This window comes from Paracoccus sp. J39 (assembly GCF_000518925.1).
GTDB lineage: Bacteria > Pseudomonadota > Alphaproteobacteria > Rhodobacterales > Rhodobacteraceae > Paracoccus.
Map to the genome: position 1 here is coordinate 74,505 of NZ_JAEN01000005.1, position 15,104 is coordinate 89,608.

General features: G+C 68.6%; 14 protein-coding genes. 7 read left to right on the forward strand and 7 right to left on the reverse strand.

Features of this window, described 5'->3' with window-relative positions; translation table 11 throughout:
* Nucleotides 1–70: 70 nt before the first annotated feature.
* Complete coding sequence (locus L632_RS0106690; protein ID WP_028712886.1) at nucleotides 71–496, forward strand: META domain-containing protein; 426 nt, start codon at nucleotides 71–73, stop codon at nucleotides 494–496.
* Between the two features lie 22 nt (nucleotides 497–518).
* A complete protein-coding gene (locus L632_RS0106695) occupies nucleotides 519–908 on the forward strand; it encodes an META domain-containing protein (protein WP_232215689.1) in 390 nt (129 codons plus the stop codon).
* On the opposite strand, the gene recO is transcribed toward L632_RS0106695, so the two are convergent.
* Nucleotides 877–1,605, reverse strand: a complete 729-nt coding sequence (recO, locus tag L632_RS0106700; protein WP_028716522.1) for a DNA repair protein RecO — start codon at nucleotides 1,603–1,605, stop codon at nucleotides 877–879. The two genes, L632_RS0106695 and recO, sit on opposite strands and share 32 nt — an antisense overlap.
* 63 nt (nucleotides 1,606–1,668) lie before the next feature.
* Between recO and ade the strand changes: the two genes are divergently transcribed.
* A complete protein-coding gene (gene ade, locus L632_RS0106705; RefSeq protein ID WP_028716523.1) occupies nucleotides 1,669–3,450 on the forward strand; it encodes an adenine deaminase in 1,782 nt (593 codons plus the stop codon).
* A 53-nt stretch (nucleotides 3,451–3,503) separates the two neighbouring features.
* Here ade and recF read toward each other — a convergent pair whose 3' ends face one another.
* From recF to mutM, 6 genes are all read right to left on the reverse strand, one after another.
* Nucleotides 3,504–4,583 (reverse strand): DNA replication/repair protein RecF, encoded by a 1,080-nt coding sequence (gene recF / locus L632_RS0106710; protein ID WP_028716524.1) that lies wholly within the window; start codon nucleotides 4,581–4,583, stop codon nucleotides 3,504–3,506.
* Nucleotides 4,580–5,698, reverse strand: a complete 1,119-nt coding sequence (dnaN, locus tag L632_RS0106715; RefSeq protein WP_028712881.1) for a DNA polymerase III subunit beta — start codon at nucleotides 5,696–5,698, stop codon at nucleotides 4,580–4,582. The genes recF and dnaN overlap by 4 nt, the downstream gene beginning before the upstream one ends.
* An 89-nt stretch (nucleotides 5,699–5,787) precedes the next feature.
* Nucleotides 5,788–7,134, reverse strand: coding sequence for a chromosomal replication initiator protein DnaA (gene dnaA / locus L632_RS0106720; protein ID WP_028712880.1), 1,347 nt, complete (start codon nucleotides 7,132–7,134; stop codon nucleotides 5,788–5,790).
* 509 nt (nucleotides 7,135–7,643) lie between these two features.
* Nucleotides 7,644–7,913, reverse strand: a complete 270-nt coding sequence (gene rpsT / locus L632_RS0106725; protein WP_028712879.1) for a 30S ribosomal protein S20 — start codon at nucleotides 7,911–7,913, stop codon at nucleotides 7,644–7,646.
* Between the two features lie 147 nt (nucleotides 7,914–8,060).
* Nucleotides 8,061–8,837 carry an enoyl-CoA hydratase gene (locus L632_RS0106730; RefSeq protein ID WP_028712878.1) on the reverse strand — a complete coding sequence of 259 codons (777 nt, stop codon included), beginning with the start codon at nucleotides 8,835–8,837 and terminating at the stop codon, nucleotides 8,061–8,063.
* 119 nt (nucleotides 8,838–8,956) lie between these two features.
* Nucleotides 8,957–9,802, reverse strand: a complete 846-nt coding sequence (gene mutM / locus L632_RS0106735) for a bifunctional DNA-formamidopyrimidine glycosylase/DNA-(apurinic or apyrimidinic site) lyase (RefSeq protein WP_028712877.1) — start codon at nucleotides 9,800–9,802, stop codon at nucleotides 8,957–8,959.
* Nucleotides 9,803–9,901: 99 nt separating this feature from the next.
* On the opposite strand from mutM, the gene ubiE reads away from it, so the two are divergent.
* The 4 genes from ubiE to L632_RS0106755 all read left to right on the forward strand — a co-directional run bounded on the left by ubiE (nucleotide 9,902) and on the right by L632_RS0106755 (nucleotide 14,959).
* Nucleotides 9,902–10,666, forward strand: coding sequence for a bifunctional demethylmenaquinone methyltransferase/2-methoxy-6-polyprenyl-1,4-benzoquinol methylase UbiE (gene ubiE / locus L632_RS0106740; RefSeq protein ID WP_028712876.1), 765 nt, complete (start codon nucleotides 9,902–9,904; stop codon nucleotides 10,664–10,666).
* Nucleotide 10,667: 1 nt separating this feature from the next.
* Nucleotides 10,668–12,203 carry a 2-polyprenylphenol 6-hydroxylase gene (ubiB, locus tag L632_RS0106745; protein WP_028712875.1) on the forward strand — a complete coding sequence of 512 codons (1,536 nt, stop codon included), beginning with the start codon at nucleotides 10,668–10,670 and terminating at the stop codon, nucleotides 12,201–12,203.
* Nucleotides 12,204–12,263: 60 nt separating this feature from the next.
* Complete coding sequence (locus L632_RS0106750) at nucleotides 12,264–13,082, forward strand: TIGR00282 family metallophosphoesterase (RefSeq protein WP_028712874.1); 819 nt, start codon at nucleotides 12,264–12,266, stop codon at nucleotides 13,080–13,082.
* A gap of 98 nt (nucleotides 13,083–13,180) precedes the next feature.
* The gene (locus tag L632_RS0106755) at nucleotides 13,181–14,959 is read left to right on the forward strand and encodes an SLC13 family permease (protein WP_028716525.1); all 1,779 of its coding nucleotides are present in this window, start codon (nucleotides 13,181–13,183) and stop codon (nucleotides 14,957–14,959) included.
* Nucleotides 14,960–15,104: the final 145 nt, after the last annotated feature.

Genomic DNA, 15,104 nt, shown 5'->3' on the forward strand with positions numbered 1-15,104 from the left:
TACCGGGCCCGGCTGGACAGCGGGGGGCGTTAGGGCATTATGGCGGCAAGAGAACAGAACGGAGCTGCCCATGACCCGCATCCCGATGATTTCGGCGGCAATTGCCGCCACGCTCGGCCTTGCCGCCTGCGAGCCGACCTCGACCGCCTCGGACACGCCCGGCGCCAATATCCCGACCGGCCCCTATGTGCTGGTCGGCATCGGTTCCGATACCGTGCCGCAGCGCAATGTCGGCATGACCATCGAGGCGGACGGCTCGATCTCGGGTCAGGCGCCCTGCAACCATTACTCGGCCAAGCAGAACGCCGAGCCGCCGGCCTTCGCGCTTGGGCCGCTGACCACGTCCCAGATGGGCTGCAGCGGGCTGGCCGGACGGCTGGAATCGCGCTACTTCCAGGCGCTGTCGGCGGCCAATGGCATCACCTACGAGGGCGGCGTGCTGACCATCAAGGGGCCGACCTATCTGACCTACGAGCCGGGCTATCGCAAGGAATGACCCGACCCGAGGAGGGCAAGCGATGCGAATGCCAATCCTGGCCCTGGCCCTGGTCCTGACGCTGGCTGGCTGCATGCCGGATTCCGAGGCGGCGGCGCCGATCCCCGGCGCATACACGCTGATCGCGGTGGAGGGCCTCGAAGTCTCGGGCACGCCCAGCCTGCATATCGCCGAGGATGGCACGGTCTCGGGGCAGGGACCCTGCAACCTGTTCACCGGCCGCAACAAGGCCGCATTGCCGGCGCTGGACCTGGGCGCGCTGGCCACCACCCGCCGCGCCTGCCTGCAGGAGGGGGGCGAACACGCCTTCTTCCAAGCGCTCGGCGCGGTGCGCGAGGCAAGGCGCGAGGGCGGCGAACTGGTGATGACCGGTCCCGGCGTCACCATCCGCTGGCGGGCGGCGACGCGATAAGCCGGGCGACCAGCCGGGCGCGGGCGGGCGGCAAGGGCTTGCCCGCATGCGCCTCGGCCAGCCGCGATCGCAGGAAATGCCCGGTCAGGGCCAGCGCATCCTCGATGCCGCCATTGCCGCGCCCGCCCAGCATGGCCGGCAAGGGCAGCAGCCGCGGCGCCCATTCCCCCGCCGCCTGCGCCGAAACCGCCCGGCCCGAGCGCGGGCTGACATAGGCCAGCCCCTCGCGCGAGCCGGTCACCGCGCAGCTGGCCAGGTCGAGGCCGAAGCCCAGCTCGTCCAGAAGCCGCATTTCCCAGCGCAGATAGGCCTCGGCCCAGTTCCCGCCCGCATCCATCAGGTCCAGCAGCGCCTCGGTCGCGTCGGCCAGGCGCGGATGCGGGTCGCGCTCGGGCAGGGCATAGGTCAGCAGCGCCGTGACCGCGTTCACCCCGGCCAGCGCATCGGCGCCCCCCAGCAGCCCCGGCCGCGCCCGCGCCGGTTCGACGGCGAAGGTGCCCAGCTGCTCCTCCAGCCGCGCCCGCCAGCGCAGGCTGATCCGGTTGCCCGGTTGCAGCATGGCGGCGCGCTTGGTGCTGGCGCCGCCGGGAACGAGGCCGCGGATCAGCCCCGCGTCGCGCGTCAGCACGGTCAGGATCACGGCGCTTTCGCCGTGCCTTTGCTGCGCCATCACGCTGGCCTCGCCGCTCCATTCCATCGCGCCGCCTTTCCTTCCGCGCCACCCTGCCGCAATCTGGGGGCGATGAACAAGGAGGCAGGCATGTTGAAACCGTGGATCCAATCGCAGGCCCGGCTGGTCGAGGTGGCGGCGGGGCGCGCCCCGGCCGATCTGGTGATCCGGGGCGGGCAATGGGTCAATGTCCACGCGCGCGAGGTGATCCCGGGGATCGACCTGGCGGTGGCCGATGGCCGGGTGGCCTATGTCGGCCCCGATGCCGGTCCCTCGGTAGGCCCCGATACGCAGGTGATCGAGGCCGCGGGCCGCTTCATGGTCCCGGGCCTGATCGATGCGCATATGCATGTCGAATCGGGGATGCTGACGCCTGCCGGCTTCGCGGCGGCGGTGATCCCGCACGGCACCACGACGATCTTCCACGACCCGCACGAGATCGCCAATGTGCTGGGGCTGGAGGGCGTGCGGCTGATGCGCGACGAATCGCTGCTCCAGCCGATCAGCATGTTCACGCAGATGCCCAGCTGCGCGCCCTCGGCGCCGGGGCTGGAAACCACCGGCCAGCCGATCACCGAGGGCGAGGTGGCGCAGGCCATGGGCTGGGACGGCATCGTCGGCCTGGGCGAGATGATGAACTTTCCCGGCGTGGCCGCGGGCGACCCGCAGATGCTGGCCGAGATCGCGGCGACCCGCGCCGCCGGCAAGACGGTGGGCGGGCATTACGCCAGCCCCGACCTCGGCCGGCCCTTCCACGCCTATGTCGCCGGCGGTGCCAACGACGACCACGAGACCACGACCGAGGCGCAGGGCATCGCCCGCGTGCGGCAGGGCATGGGCTGCATGATGCGCCTCGGCTCGGCCTGGTATGACGTGGCAAGCCAGATCACCGCGATCACCGAAAAGGGGCTCGACCCGCGCTTCTTCATCCTCTGCACCGATGACAGCCATTCCGGCACGCTGGTCCATGAGGGCCACATGAACCGGGTGGTGCGCCACGCCATCGACTGCGGCTGCGATCCGCTGGTGGCGATCCAGATGGCGACCATCAATGCGGCGCAGCATTTCGGGCTGGAACGCGAGCTGGGCAGCATCACCCCGGGCCGGCGGGCGGATGTGATCCTGACCTCGGAGCTGCGGACCCTGCCCATCGAGGCGGTGATCGCCCAGGGCCGGCTGGTGGCGGAAGCCGGCAGGCTGCTGGTCGATTGCCCGCGCATCGCCTGGCCCGAGGCGGTGCGCAACTCGGTGCATCTGGGCAAGCGCCTCGCCGCCCCGGATTTCGAGGTCCGCGCCACGGGCGCCAGCGCCCGCGTCCGCGTCATCGGCGTGGTCGAGAACCAGGCGCCGACCCGTGCGCTGACCGCCGAGCTGCCGATCCGCGACGGCGTGATCGAGGGGCAGGGCGACACCTGCCACATCGCCCTGGTCGAACGGCACCGGGCGACGGGCGGCGTGGTGAACGGCTTCGTCTCGGGCTTCGGCTACCGGGGCCGGATGGCGGTCGCCTCGACCGTGGCGCATGACAGCCACCACATGATCGTCGTCGGCACGGATCGCGGCAGCATGGCGGCGGCCGCGAACCACCTGGGCGGGATCGGCGGCGGCGTCACCGTGTTCCGCGACGGCGAGGAACTGGCGACCGTGCCGCTGCCCATCGCCGGGCTGATGTCCGACCGCCCGGCCGAGGAGGTGGCCGAGGCCGCGCAGGCCATCGTCAAGGCGATGCAGGATTGCGGCTGCACGCTCAACAACGCCTATATGCAGCATTCGCTGCTGGCGCTGGTGGTGATCCCGGAACTGCGGATCTCGGATCTCGGCATCGTCGACGTGAGCCGGTTCGAACTGGTGGACTTGATGCTCGACCCCTGAGCTTCACCGTTTCCCAAATACTCAAATCGACGTGAAACCGGCTTCTTTGCTCCTCAAATACCCATTGCGAGGGTCGAAGTCTCACCCTGCCGCTCGATCGCCAGGAATTGCGCCCGGCCGTGCAGCGCCTCGAACAGTTCCGGCCCGGTGCCGGTCAGCCAGCTCTGGGCGCCAAGCGCGCAGATCTCGTCGTAAAGCGCGGCGCGGCGCTCGGCGTCCAGATGCGCCGCCACCTCGTCAAGCAGCAGCACCGGAGTTTCGCCCTCCAGCGCCCGGGCATTGGCGAGGACCAGCGACAGAAGCAGCGCCTTCTGCTCGCCGGTCGAGGACAGCGCCGCGGGCATGGCCTGCGGCCCCCAATGCGCGCCCAGGTCGGCGCGATGCGGACCGGTCAGGGTGCGGCCGGCGGCTATGTCGCGGCTGCGGCCCTCGGCCAGCCGGGCGGCGATGCTGTCGGGATCGGGATCGCAGGCGAACCCCTCGCCCGGCAGCAGGGTCAGGCTGGCCGAGGGAAAGGCGGTCCCGGCCCCGTCCTGCGCCGCCATGATTCGGGCGATGGCGTTCAGCCGGTTGCGCGTCACCGCCGAGCCGGTCTCGGCCATCTGCGCCTCCAGCGCGCGATACCAGCCGGGGTCGCGGATCTCGTCCTTGAGCAGCCGGTTGCGCTCGCGCATGGCCTTGTCATAGGCCAGCGCATCTTCGGCATGGCCGGGGATGAAGCTCAGCGTCACGCGGTCGAGAAAGCGCCGCCGCTGTTCCGGCGCGTCGGTCCACAGCCTGTCCATGGCCGGGGTCAGCCAGATCAGCCGCATCAGCCCGCCAAGCGCGATCTGCGTCGCGGGCCTGTCGTCGATCACCACCTCGCGCCGTTCGCCGGGCAGGGCGCGGGTCAGGACCTCATGCTCGCCGATCCGGGCGCGGATCTGCCAGCCGACATCCGGGCCCTTGCGGGCCTGGTCGCCGGGCGCGGCGCCGCGCATGCCGCGGCCGGGCGACAGCATCGAGATGGCTTCCAGGATATTGGTCTTGCCCGCCCCGTTCGGACCGTGGATGGCGACGGGGCGGCGGTCGGCCTCGATCTCCAGCCTGGCCCAGCTGCGGAACTGGGTCAGGTGCAGCCGGGTCAGCGTCACACGCGCATCGGCATGACGACATAGACCGCGCTGGTGTCGCCGCCTTCGCGGATCAGCGCCGCGTCGCCCGAGCCGTTGAACAGGAAGACCGCATTCTCGCGCTCGATCTGGCTGGCGATCTCGTGCAGGTATTTGGCGTTGAAGCCGATCTCCAGCGGATCGTCGGCATAGGCCACCGGCAGCTCCTCGTCGGCCGCGCCGGCATCGGGGGCGTTCACCGACAGGACCAGCCGGTCCTCGTCCAGGGACAGCTTGACGGCCCGCGAACGCTCGCTGCTGACGGTGGCCACCCGGTCGACGGCCTTGGCGAAATCGCCGGCATCGACTTCCAGCTTGCGGGCATTGGCCGAGGGGATCACGCGGCTGTAATCCGGGAAGGTGCCGTCGATCACCTTCGAGGTCAGGGTGATGGTGGGCGTGGCAAAGCGCACCTTGGTTTCGCTGACCGAAACCGCGATCTCGGCCTCGTCGTCGTCCAGCAGCTTGCGCAGTTCGGCCACGGTCTTGCGCGGCACGATCACGCCCGGCATCTCTTCGGCGCCCGAGGGCAGCGGCGCGTCGATCCGCGCCAGCCGGTGGCCGTCGGTGGCGACGCAGCGCAGGGTCGGGCCGTCCTCGCCCTGCGCGACATGCATGTAGACGCCGTTCAGGTAATAGCGGGTTTCCTCGTTCGAGATGGCGAATTTCGACTTGTCGAACAGCCGGCGCAGCACCACGGCGGGGGCCGAGAAATTCGCCGAATATTCCGACGAGGACATGACCGGAAAATCCTCGCGCGGCAGCGTCGCCAGGCTGAAATTCGAGCGCCCGGCCTGCACCGACAGCCGCTGCGAGGCAGCGTCGAGGCTGAGCTGCACCAGCGCGCCGTCCGGCAGCTTGCGGGCGATGTCGTTGAGCATCCCGGCCGAGACGGTGGTGGCGCCGGGCCGCTCGACCTGCGCATGCGCGCGGTCCACGATCTCGGTATCCAGGTCGGTGGCGCGGAAGCTGACGCCTTCGGGCGTAGCCTCGATCAGCACATTGGCCAGGATCGGAATGGTGTTGCGGCGTTCGACGACGGACTGGGCCTGGGAAACGGCCTTGACCAGATCGGCGCGTTCAATCGAAAATTTCATAGGTCCACCCTCATGTCCTTCTGGTCTCATGCCGGTCTGGCGCGGGGCGCCAATTTGGCACATTCCCGCGCAAGGTCAAGCGCATGCGTTCAGGCTTCCAGAAGGCGGCGCAGCAGGTCGATGTCTTCCGCCAGGCCGCGGTCGGCGCTGCGCAGCTCCTCGATCTTCTTCACCCCATGCATGATGGTGGTGTGGTCGCGGCCGCCGAAACGCCGCCCGATCTCGGGCAGGCTGCGCGAGGTCATCTGCTTGGACAGATACATGGCGATCTGCCGCGGCCGGGCGACGGTGCGCACGCGCTTGGGCCCGATCATGTCGGCCAGGCGGATGTTGTAATGCTCGGCCACCTTGCGCTGGATCTCCTCGATGGAAACCTTGCGGTCGTTGGCGCGCAGGATGTCGGCCAGGCATTCTTGCGTCATGTCCAGCGTGATCTCGCGGCCCATCAGGCTGGCGAAGGCGAAGAGCCGCTGCAACGCGCCTTCCAGCACCCGGACATTCGAGGTGATGCGGTGCGCCAGGAATTCCAGCACGCCCGGCGCGATCAGCAGCCCGGGATATTGCACGCGGAAGCTGTCGGTCTTGCTTTGCAGGATGCCCAGGCGCAGCTCGTAATCGGTCGGGTGCAGGTCCACCACCAGCCCGCATTGCAGGCGGGACTTGATGCGCTCCTCCATGTCCTTGATCTCGCCCGGCGCGCGGTCGGCCGAGATGACGATCTGCTTGCCCTGATCGACCAGGGTGTTGAAGGTGTGGAAGAATTCCTCCTGCGTGGATTCCTTGCCGGCGATGAACTGCACGTCATCGACCATCAGCACCGAGACGGTGCGGAACAGTTCCTTGAAATCCATCACCGTGCGGTCGCGCAGCGCCTGGACGAAGCGATACATGAACTGTTCGGCCGAGAGATAGAGCACCCGCGCCTCGGGCTGGCGCATCTGGATCTCGCGGGCGATGGCATGCATCAGGTGGGTCTTGCCCAGGCCGACGCCGCCATAGAGGAACAGCGGGTTGAAGGTCACCGGCCCGCCCTCGGCCACCCGGCGGGCGGCGGCATGGGCCAGCTCGTTCGGCTTGCCGACCACGAAATTCTCGAAGGTGAAACGGCTGTCCAGCGGCGCGGCCAGGTCCTCTTCGCCCGAGGGGCGCGGGGCGGCGGGGCGCTTGACGGCGGGCGCGGCGGCCTGGCGGGCGGTCTGGCTGCGGGTCTCGAAGCTCAGGCGCTGCACGGGGCCGCCCATGCGGTCCAGCACCTTGAGGATATCGTCGCTGTAATGGCGCGAGACCCAGTCGGACAGGAAGCGGGTCGGGCAGGCGATGGTGGCGGTGCCGTCCGCGACGCCGGTCAGGCGCAGGGGCTCGATCCAGGTGGAGAAACTGTCCGCTCCGACGATCTTCTGAAGTTCTTCACGCGCCTGCCCCCAAAGTCTGTCCATCTCGCCCAGTTCCGTCTCTTGTCCCCACATGCCGCCGGGATTTTCCGGCGTGAGGCGATTCGGTGCCGCGGCCTGAACGCATGAAGTTTCGGCAACAGAAAGCCCGCGCCGCCAAGGCGGTGTGCGGGCCGTCCTGCGGCCGAAACTTTCAGACACGCAGCGCAGGCCGGTGGCAGCCGGCTTTGCGCATTATCGGTAGCGGATCTGTCTGATCCTGCTGCCACCCTGCCTGTCGGCGGCAAAGCCGACGGTTCAGAGCATGTCCCCCAGGCGCGACGGTGAATCGCAGAAAACAAGCTAGCAAGAACCGCAGCCGGCCAGCAACCGATCTTCGCGCTTGACAGTCACTTTGCCGGATCGAATCTCGCCGCTTCGCGGGCATGGCGGGGTGGTCGCCAACAGGCTGGAAAATGTGGGAAAACCCGGGGCTTCCTCATGCGAAAGGGCGCGTTCCGATGGATCGCGCCCCTAGGCAATTCCACTGATAGTTGCACAAATGCCGCAGCCGATCAGGCGGTGGCCAACGCCTTCACCCGGGCCGAGAGGCGCGAGATCTTGCGCGCGGCGGTGTTCTTGTGGACGACGCCCTTGGTCACGCCGCGCATCAGTTCGGGCTGGGCGCTCTGCAGGGCTTCGCGGGCGGCTTCGGCATTGCCGCTGGCGATGGCTTCCTCGACCTTGCGCAGGAAGGTGCGGATGCGCGAGCGGCGGGCCTTGTTGACGGCGGTGCGGCGCTCGATCTGGCGGGCGCGCTTCTTCGACTGGGGCGTGTTGGCCATGGGTCCTATTCTCTTTCTCGTATTTCGATTACGCAAAAGCCCCACGGCCCCGTCCCTTGCCGGACGGTCATGATTCTTGCCTTAAGCGGGCCCACGCGCATGTAAGCCCGGGCCTATACAGCGCCCCGGGCCGAATGCCAAGCGAAATCAGCGGTCGCGGAACTGCGGCTCGCGCTTCTCCAGGAAAGCGGCCATGCCCTCCTTCTGGTCCTCGGTGGCGAACAGCGCCTGGAAGCTGCGGCGCTCGAACAGGATGCCCTCGCGCAGCGTGGTCTCATAGGCGCGGTTCACCGCCTCCTTGGCGGCCAGCACGGCGATCTGGCTCTTTTCGGCGATCTTCTTCGCCGCCGCCAGCGCCTCGGGGATCAGCCTGGCCGCCGGCACCACGCGGCTGACCAGGCCCGAGCGTTCGGCCTCGGCCGCATCCATGAAGCGCCCGGTCAGATGCATCTCCATCGATTTCGATTTGCCGACGAAGCGGGTCAGGCGCTGGGTGCCGCCGATGCCGGCCATCACCCCGAGGTTGATCTCGGGCTGGCCGAACTTGGCGTTGTCGGCGCAGAGAATGAAGTCGCAGGCCATGGCCAGCTCGCAGCCGCCCCCCAGCGCATAGCCCGAGACGGCGGCGACGATCGGCTTGCGGGTGGCGGTGATGCGGTCGATCTCGGCGCCGAACAGGTCCTCGGTATAGACATCGACGAAACTCTTGGCCGACATCTCCTTGATGTCGGCGCCGGCGGCGAAGGCCTTTTCGCTGCCGGTCAGCACGATGCAGCGCACCTTCTCGTTCCGGTCGGCCTCGGCCAGCGCATCGCCCAGCTCTCCCAGGAGCTGCGAGTTGAGGGCGTTCAGCGCCTCGGGCCGGTTCAGCCGGATCAGCGCCACATAATCGTCGATCTCGACGGTGAGGGTCTGGTAAGCCATCGACTCCTAGCCTTTCGCAAACAAGCTGACCGCGACTCGTAACAAAAGCGCGACCGCAAGGCCAGCGCGCTTCTCTGTTGTCCAAATACCCCCGCCGGAGGCAGCGGCCAGGGGCCGCTTCACTGCTGGCAGAGCGGGCAGAAATAGCTCGACCGGCCCGATTGCACGATGCGCTGGACCGTGCCCGCGCAGCCCGGCCTGGGGCAGGGCGCCCCCTCGCGGTCGTAGACGCGGAAGGAGTGCTGGAAATAGCCCAGCTCGCCCGTCGCCTGCCGGTGGTCGCGCAGGGACGAGCCGCCGGCCGCGATCGCCTCCTCCAGCACGGCGCGGACATGGCCGACCAGCGCCGCCAGCTCGGGCGCCGCGACCGCCCCGGCCAGCCGGCGGGGGTCGATGCCGGCGCGGTAGAGCGCCTCGGAGACGTAGATATTGCCCAGCCCGGCCACGATTCGCTGGTCGAGCAGCGCCGCCTTGACCGGCATGCGCCGCCCGGCGAAGGCGCGTCCCAGCGCCTCGGCGGTGAAGGCCTCCGACAGCGGCTCGGGCCCCAGATGCGCCAGCAGCGGATGCGTCGCCCCCGGCGCCACCAGATCGACCATGCCGAATCGCCGCGCGTCGTTGAAGGTGATGCGCGTGCCCTGGTCGGTCCAGAACACGACATGGTCATGGCGCGGCAGGATCGCCGGGTCGCGGTGAAACTCGCCCTGGCTTTTCCCCTCGATCAGCATCCGCCCCGACATGCCCAGATGCAGAAGCAGGCTGCCGCGATCCTCCAGCTCGGCCAGGATGTATTTCGAGCGTCGCAGCAGGCGCGTCACCCGCGCCCCGGTCAGAACCTGCACCAGATCGGGCGGCAGGGGCCGGCGCAGGTCGGGGCGGCGGGCTTCGGCGCGGGCGATCACCCGCCCCTCAAGATGCGGCTGAAGGCCGCGTCGGACGGTTTCGACCTCTGGCAGTTCTGGCATTTTCTTCCCGTTCGTCGCATGGTGCGGCCCGCGTCCCAGCTATGGCGCGCGGCGCGCTTTCGGACTATCTGGGCGCGAAACGACGGATGGACAAGCGATATGACCTCTGACGAGCGCGGCAACAGCAACGGGGAAACCCATTTCGGCTTTCGCACCGTGGCCGAGGCGGACAAGGCCGGGCTGGTCCATGGCGTCTTCTCTCGCGTCGCCTCGCGCTATGACGTGATGAACGACCTGATGAGCGCCGGCATTCACCGCATCTGGAAGACCGCGATGATGGACTGGCTGGCGCCGCGCGACGGCCAGCACCTGCTGGACGTGGCGGGCGGCACCGGCGACATCGCCTTCCGCTTCCTGGACCGCGCGCCGGGCGCCCGCGTCACCGTCTGCGACATGACCGAGTCGATGCTGGTCGAGGGCAGGAAGCGGGCCGAGGCCGGCAAGCTCGCCGACCGGCTCGCCTGGGTCACCGGCGACGCCATGCAGCTGCCTTTCGCCGATGACAGCTTCGACCGCTATACGATCAGCTTCGGCATCCGCAACGTCACCCGCATCCCCGATGCCCTGGCCGAGGCGCGGCGCGTCCTGCGCCCCGGCGGCCGGCTGATGGTGCTGGAATTCAGCCAGATGCCGGTGCCGATGCTGCAATGGCTCTACGACCGCTATTCCTTCAACGTGATCCCGGTCATGGGCCAGATCGTCGCGAACGACCGCGACAGCTATCAGTATCTGGTCGAATCGATCCGCAAGTTCCCCGATCAGGAAACCTTCGCCACCATGATCCGCGAGGCGGGCTTCGGCCGCGTGCAATGGCGCAACCTCTCCATGGGCATCGCCGCGCTGCATTCCGGCTGGAAGCTCTGACATGCGCGGTCCTCACAATATCTGGCGCCTGATCCGCACCGGCGCCACCTTCGAGCGCACCGGCGCGATGAAGGTGGCGCTGGACGCGGCGGATGCGCCGGCCCGCATCCGCATCGCCGCCCGCATCCTGGGCTGGCCCTTCGCCTGGCTGGGCTACAAGGGCGACCCGGCCCTGCCGCCCGTCACCCGCGCCATCACCGCGCTGGGGCCGGCCTATGTGAAATTCGGCCAGATCCTCTCGACCCGGCCGGACGTGGTGGGGGTGGACCTGGCCGACCAGCTTTCGATGCTGCAGGACCGGCTGGCGCCCTTTCCGCAGGACCAGGCGCTGCGCACCGTCGCGGCCGAGCTGGGCCGCCCGGTCGAGACGCTGTTCAGCGAGTTCTCCGAACCGGTGGCCGCCGCCTCCATCGCCCAGGTGCATCGTGCGCGCCGCGCCGACAATGGCCGCGAGGTCGCGGTCAAGGTGCTGCGCCCGGGGATCGAATCCGCCTTCCGCCGCGACATCGACGCCTTCCACTTCGCCGCCGGCATGATCGAGCGGCTGTCGCCGGCCACCCGCCGGCTGCGGCCGCGCGACGTGGTGGCGCATTTCGAATCGGTGGTGACCGGAGAGCTGGACCTGCGGCTCGAAGCCGCCTCGGCCTCGGAATTCGCCGAGAACACCGCGGGCGACGAGGGCATGGCGGTGCCCGCCCCCTATTGGCATCTCAGCGCCCGGCGGGTGCTGACCACCGATTGGGCCGAGGGCGTGCCGATGGGCGATATCGCCGCGCTGCGGGCGGCGGGACACGACCTGCCGACCATCGGCGCGCGGGTGCTGCAGCTGTTCCTGCGCCATGCGCTGCGCGACGGCTATTTCCACGCCGACATGCATCAGGGCAATCTGAAGGTGGCGGCGAACGGCGACATCGTCATCTACGATTTCGGCATCATGGGCGAGATCGACGAATATACCCGCCGCGTCTATGCCGAGATCCTGATGGGCTTCATCCGCCGCGACTACGAGCGCGTGGCGCGGGTGCATTTCGAGGCGGGCTACGTGCCCCGCGACCGCGACATCAAGGAATTCGCCCGCGCGCTGCGTGCCGTGGGCGAGCCGATCTTCGGCGCCGATGCCAGCCGGATCTCGATGGCCAACCTGCTGGCCTATCTGTTCGAGGTCACCGAACGCTTCGGCATGGCGACGCGGACCGAATTGATCCTGCTGCAGCGCACCATGGTGGTGGTCGAGGGCGTGGCGCGCTCGCTCGACCCGCAGATCAACATGTGGCAGGTCGCCCGGCCGGTGGTGGAAAGCTATATCCGCGACAATCTCGGGCCGCGCGCCGCGGTGCGCGACCTGACCCGGGCCGCGCAGGTGCTGGGGCGCTTCGCGCCGCTCCTGCCGGAATTCCTGGAACGCCGCATGCCCGAACTCCTGCGCGAGCCGCCGCCGCCGGCCCAGACGCGGAGACGCCCGGGATTCGCCGCGGGCATCGCGCTTGGCGCCATGGTCGCGCTGGCGGGCGCGGCGCTTGGCGCATGGCTGGGATAAGGCCGCCCGGGCCCCCCGCCGGGGCTTGAGCGCGCGCCCGCTTTCGCCTAACGCTGCCCCATGCGGATTCTGTATCTTGGCGATGTGATGGGACGCGCGGGCCGGCGCGCGATTGCAGAGGGGCTTGCGCCCCTGAAGCAGCAACTGGGCGTCGATTTCACCATCGTGAACGGCGAGAATGCCAGCGGCGGCATGGGCCTGACCGGAGGGCATGCCAAGCTGATCCTCGATGCCGGCGCCGACTGCATCACGCTGGGCGACCATGCCTTCGACCAGAAGGAGATGCTGTCCTATATCGAGACCGAACCGCGCATCATCCGGCCGCTGAACTATTCCAAGGTCGCGCCCGGCCACGGCGCCCGGGTTTTCGAGGCGACGCGCGGCCGCAAGGTTCTGGTGGCGCAGGTGCTGGGCCAGGTCTTCATGAAGCGGCCCTTCGACGACCCGTTCTCGGCCATCGACGCGGTGCTGCGCGCCCATCCGCTGGGGGGGCTGGTGCAGGCCAGCGTGGTGGACATCCATGCCGAGGCGACGAGCGAGAAGATGGCGATGGGCCATTGGTGCGACGGCCGCGCCAGCCTGGTCGTCGGCACCCATACCCATGTGCCCACCGCCGATGCGACGATCCTGAACCGCGGCACCGCCTACCAGACCGATGCCGGCATGTGCGGCGACTACGACAGCGTGATCGGCATGGAGAAGGCCGAGCCGCTGCGCCGCTTCCTGACCGGCATGGCCCAGGAACGCTTCACCCCCGCCGAGGGCGAGGCCACGCTGTCGGGCGTGCTGGTCACGACCGACGATCGCACCGGCAAGGCGGTGGCGGTCGAGCCGCTGCGCCGGGGCGGCCGGCTGGCCCCGACGCAGCTTCCCGCCTGAACCGGCCATGGCCCCCGCTTTTGCTTGCGACGCGGGGGAAAATAATTCTATGACCCATCGAACAGGCCGTGATTTAGCGGCGCACGGGACGGGATTGCATGCTGGGCTTTGAACTGACCGGAACCAATGCGGCATTCGCGATGCTGATCATCGTGACCATCATGTTCATCGAGTTCATTCGCGAAAAGCATCCGCCCGAAGTCGTGGCCATCGGCACCGCCGCGGTGATGATGCTGCTGGGCCTTCTGCCGATCAAGGACGCGGCCGGGGTGCTGTCGAACTCGGCGCCCTGGACCATCGCCTTCATGTTCCTGATCATGGGCGGACTTCTGCGGACCGGTGCCCTGGAAATCATGTCCCGCCTCGTGACCGCGCGGGCGACCAGCCATCCGCGCTTCACCATCGGCGCGCTGTTCCTGTTCGTGATCCTGGCCTCGGCGATCATGAACAACACGCCGGTGGTGGCGGTCATGATCCCCATCTTCATCCAGCTGGCGCTGCGGCTGGGGTTCTCGCCCTCGAAGCTGCTGATGCCGCTGAGCTATTTCACCATCCTGGGCGGGATGATGACGCTGATCGGCACCTCGACCAACCTGCTGGTCGACGGCGTGGCGCGCGAGCAGGGCATGGTGCCCTTCACCATCTTCGAGATCGCCCCGGTCGGCATCGCCATCACGCTGGCGGGCATCGCCTATTTCGCCACCATCGGCTGGCGGCTTCTGCCCGACCGCACCTCGCTGGCCGGCTTCCTCGGCACCCGGCGCGAGATGAAATACTTCACCGAGGTGGCCATCCCCGAGGAATCCAGCCTGGTCGGCCAGCCGGTGCTGACCGCGCCGATCTTCAAGCGCGACGCGGTGCGGGTGATCGACGTGCTGCGCGGCGATGCCTCGCTGCGCCGCAACCTGGCCGAGGTGGCGCTGGAGCCGGGTGACCGCGTGGTGCTGCGCTCGGAAATGGCCGATCTGCTGGAGATGCAGGCCAACAAGAATTTCCAGATGGTGGACAAGCTCAGCTCGGTCGCCACCGAGACCGTCGAGGTGCTGATCTCGCCCGGCGCGCGGCTGGTCGGGCGCCGGCTGGGCGACATGCGCCTGCGCCGCCGATACGGGGTCTATGTCCTGGCCGCGCATCGCCGCAGCCAGAACATCGGCCGCCAGCTCGACGACCTGGTGGTGCAGGTCGGCGACACGCTGCTTCTGGAAGGCGCGCCCGAGGATATCGCCCGGCTGGCCGCCGACATGGAGTTGGTCGACGTCTCGCGCCCCTCGGCCCGGCCGTTCCGCCGCGAGCGCGCGCCCATCGCCATCCTCTGCCTTCTGTCGGTGGTGTCGCTGGCGGCGCTGGACGTGGCGCCGATCATGGCGCTGGCCTTCATCGCCTCGGCGATCATCCTGATCACCCGCTGCGTTGATGCCGAGGAGGCGTTCTCGTTTGTCGATGCCCGGCTGCTGGCGATGATCTTCGCCATGCTGGCGGTGGGCGAGGCGCTGGAGCACACCGGCACGGTCAATCTGGTGGTGGATGCCGTGGCGCCCCACCTGCGCGGCCTGCCGCCCTTCGCCACCCTGATTGCGGTCTATTTCCTCGGCCTCGTCATGACCGAGGTGCTGTCGAACAACGCCGTCGCGGTGCTCTTGACCCCGGTGGCCATCGCGCTGGCGAAATCGCTGGGCCACGATCCGCGCGCCTATGTGGTGGCGGTGATGTTCTCGGCCACCGTCGCCTTCGCCACCCCCATCGGCTACCAGACGCATCTGATGGTCTACGGCCCCGGCGGCTACCGGTTCAGCGATTTTGTCAAGGTCGGCGTGCCTCTGGACATCATCTGCGGCATTGTCGCCTGCCTGACGATTCCGCTGTTCTGGCCGCTCTGAGCTCGGTGCTCGATTCCCGGCCTTCGCCCGGGCTTCGTTGTTGCATGGGTATTTTCAAAACAGAGAAGACCAGAAACGCCGCCCGCAGCTAGGCGGGCCGGCCCATGACTTCTCTGTTTTGAAAATACCCATGCGGCCGTGCCGC

Coding starts and splice junctions, on each gene's coding strand:
- L632_RS0106690 (WP_028712886.1), top strand. CDS start 71: ATGACCCGCATCCCGATGATTTCGGCGGCAATTGCCGCCACGCTCGGC.
- L632_RS0106695 (WP_232215689.1), top strand. CDS start 519: ATGCGAATGCCAATCCTGGCCCTGGCCCTGGTCCTGACGCTGGCTGGC.
- recO (WP_028716522.1), bottom strand. CDS start 1,605: ATGGAATGGAGCGGCGAGGCCAGCGTGATGGCGCAGCAAAGGCACGGC.
- ade (WP_028716523.1), top strand. CDS start 1,669: ATGTTGAAACCGTGGATCCAATCGCAGGCCCGGCTGGTCGAGGTGGCG.
- dnaN (WP_028712881.1), bottom strand. CDS start 5,698: ATGAAATTTTCGATTGAACGCGCCGATCTGGTCAAGGCCGTTTCCCAG.
- dnaA (WP_028712880.1), bottom strand. CDS start 7,134: ATGGACAGACTTTGGGGGCAGGCGCGTGAAGAACTTCAGAAGATCGTC.
- rpsT (WP_028712879.1), bottom strand. CDS start 7,913: ATGGCCAACACGCCCCAGTCGAAGAAGCGCGCCCGCCAGATCGAGCGC.
- L632_RS0106730 (WP_028712878.1), bottom strand. CDS start 8,837: ATGGCTTACCAGACCCTCACCGTCGAGATCGACGATTATGTGGCGCTG.
- mutM (WP_028712877.1), bottom strand. CDS start 9,802: ATGCCAGAACTGCCAGAGGTCGAAACCGTCCGACGCGGCCTTCAGCCG.
- ubiE (WP_028712876.1), top strand. CDS start 9,902: ATGACCTCTGACGAGCGCGGCAACAGCAACGGGGAAACCCATTTCGGC.
- ubiB (WP_028712875.1), top strand. CDS start 10,668: ATGCGCGGTCCTCACAATATCTGGCGCCTGATCCGCACCGGCGCCACC.
- L632_RS0106750 (WP_028712874.1), top strand. CDS start 12,264: ATGCGGATTCTGTATCTTGGCGATGTGATGGGACGCGCGGGCCGGCGC.
- L632_RS0106755 (WP_028716525.1), top strand. CDS start 13,181: ATGCTGGGCTTTGAACTGACCGGAACCAATGCGGCATTCGCGATGCTG.